Here is a 2,628-nt window from a genome sequence, read left to right as displayed (position 1 = left end):
CGTCGTGGCCGAGGAACTGGGCATCCCCTTCGACGATCGCATCCGCGTCGTGTTTCCGACCGACGCCCACCCAGCCTATTCGAACTGGTTCAACGTCCTCCAGATCCGGCCGGAGGAGGCCGCGGGCCCTGTCGCCTGGGTTGGACGGCGGGTTCTGGGGCAGATGGGGTTCATCGCCACCGGCGCGTCGGGCTCGACGATGGGCATGTGGCATCCGATGCGGCTGGCTGGTGCTGCGGCGCGGCAGATGCTGGTCGCGGCGGCGGCGGCAGAACTCGGCGTACCCGAGGCCGAGCTTTCGACGGACGGCGACGGGTTTGTCCGGCATGCCGCCTCCGGACAGGCGCTGGCCTATGGCGACCTCGCCGGAGCCGCGGCGCAGCTGTCACCGCCGGACGAGCCTGCTTTGACCCCGAGATCAGAATGGCGGCTCATCGGTCGGTCGCAGCCACGGGTGGACATTCCCGCCAAGGTTCGGGGCGAGCCGGTTTTCGGCATGGATGTGGTCCTGCCCGACATGCTTCACGCGGCTATCCGCCAGGCACCCGTGTTCGGGGCAGAGATCGCCCGCCTTCTGAACGAGGCCGACGTTCGGGCCGAACCCGGGGTTGTGGACGTGGCGGTGATCGACGGACGCCAGGTTGCGGTGCTCGCCGGGTCCTGGTGGCAGGCCGAACAGGCGGCTGGGCGGCTGGACATCGAATGGACAGCGACAGAGGCCGACGGGGTCGACAGCGCCGAAATGAGCCGGCGTCTGGCCGAGGCGATGGAAAGCGACGGGCCTTACAGCCATATCGACGAAGGGGATGTGTCCGCGGCCTTTGCCGCGCCCGGTGCGGTGGTGGTTGAGGCTGACTACACCGCACCCTTTGTGGCCCATGCCTGCATGGAACCCATCAATGCCACGGCGATCCTGCGCGAAGATGGCGCGGTTGAGGTCTGGGCCTCGATGCAGAACGCCACAGCAACGCGGGGTGGCGTGGCGCGTGGCATGGGTTGGGCAGGTGTCGAACCTGCCTCGGTCACGGTCAACATAACGCAGAACGGCGGCGCCTTCGGACGGCGGAGCGATCAGGACGTGATCGCCCAGGTCGCCTTTTTGGCCGCCCGGCATCAGGGCCGCCCGGTGAAACTGATCTGGTCGCGTGAAGAGGATATCGCATGCGGTCTTTTCCGCAGCCACGCCGCCACAAGGCTGCGCGCGGCCCTTGGGCAAGACGGGCTGCCAACAGCCCATGATGCGCTTGTCGCGGCGCAGGCGGCCATGAACTCCATCGCCTCGCGCAACTTTCCCTTCACACCCGGACCGGAGGGAGATGCTTTTACGGTCGAGGGGCTGGACAAGGCGCATTATGCCTTCCCCTCCCGCCGGATGCAAAGCCAGCACGTGCCAAGCCACATGCCGATCCATTTCTGGCGGTCGAACGGCTTTTCGTTCAACACCTTCTTCACCGAAAGTTTCATCGACGAATGCGCCGTGGTTGCCGGAGCAGACCCGCTGGACTATCGCCGCTCTTTGTTGCGCGACAGCCCGCGGCATCTCGCGGTCCTGAACCGGGTCGCGGAGCTGGCGAGCTGGGGCACGCCGATGGCACCCGGGCGCGGTCGCGGCATTGCGATCGAGGAATGCTACCGCAGCGTCGTGGCGCAGGTGGCCGAAGTCACGGTTGCGCCGGACGGCGAGATCGTGGTGGACCACATCTACTGCGCCATCGACGCAGGATTGATCATCAATCCCGATCAGGTCGCGGGCCAGATGGAAGGCGGCGCGCTCTTTGGCGTCACCACCGCCCTGATGAGCAAGATTACGCTGCAAGACGGCGCAGTTCAGGAAAGCAATTTCCACGACTTCCCCGTCCAGCGGCTGGCGAATGCACCCGATGTGACCGTCGCCATCGTCGAGAGCGATCTGCCACCCTGCGGTGTCGGTGAGCCGGGGGTTGTGCCCACCGCTGGCGCCATCGGCAACGCGATCTTTGCCGCGACCGGTCGCCGCCTGCGCAGCCTGCCGCTGGCGATCCCCGAAACCATCGGCGAGCGGCGGATCCGCACCGTCCTGCCGCCCGCCGAGGCCTGACGCCTGCGGGCCTACACGACGGCGCACATGGACACCAACTTAAAGAAGGACGCCAGCCTATCGCTGGTCGTAGCGGGCGAGAAAAGGGTCCTATCCGTCAGGGACAGAAACGCATGAGGTTGGGCAGAATGGGCAGTTTAGGCAACGTCCGTTTTCTTAGCCCACAGCCGCCATTCGGGCAGCTGAGGATTTTCCCCTAGCAAGCGTCAGGCGGGCAAGCTGCACCCTGTATCGCCGCAACAATGGCGGCTGCTTCGGCAGTGAGTTGATTGCGCGTCGGCGTGATCCCCAGGACCACCATCCGCCAATAGAGCGGTGCTGGAAGCAGATCGAGGGCCAGATCGCGATCAACGGCATTGCTCAGCTCACCCCGCTCAATTGCGCGGTCAAGGATAACCTGCGCCTGGGCCCTGCGCGCTTTGGCGAGCTCGGTGTTCAGAACCCGCATCGGAGCAGACCGCGCAGCTTCAGCGTGCAGATCCGGCAGGATGCGACGGACCAAAGGATGGCGAAGGACCGCTCTCAACCGGATCAGGAAGGCAAGCACATCG

At 65.9% G+C, this 2,628-nt stretch carries 2 protein-coding genes; one reads left to right on the top strand and one right to left on the bottom strand.

All coding sequences use genetic code 11. From position 1 onward, the window contains the following. Positions 1-2,077, top strand: a 2,077-nt coding sequence (locus ACRCSW_RS00830) for a xanthine dehydrogenase family protein molybdopterin-binding subunit (RefSeq protein ID WP_438702104.1), incomplete at its 5' end; no start/stop codon positions are given. 196 nt (positions 2,078-2,273) lie between these two features. Here the strand turns inward: ACRCSW_RS00830 and ACRCSW_RS00825 are convergent. Next, positions 2,274-2,628: TetR-like C-terminal domain-containing protein (locus tag ACRCSW_RS00825; RefSeq protein WP_438702103.1), on the bottom strand; the 355-nt coding region annotated here is incomplete at its 5' end.

It is taken from the genome of Tabrizicola sp. (assembly GCF_051645465.1).
Taxonomy (GTDB): domain Bacteria; phylum Pseudomonadota; class Alphaproteobacteria; order Rhodobacterales; family Rhodobacteraceae; genus Tabrizicola.
The sequence above is the reverse complement of the archived record's forward strand: the minus strand, read 5'-3'. Positions and strand labels throughout refer to the sequence as shown.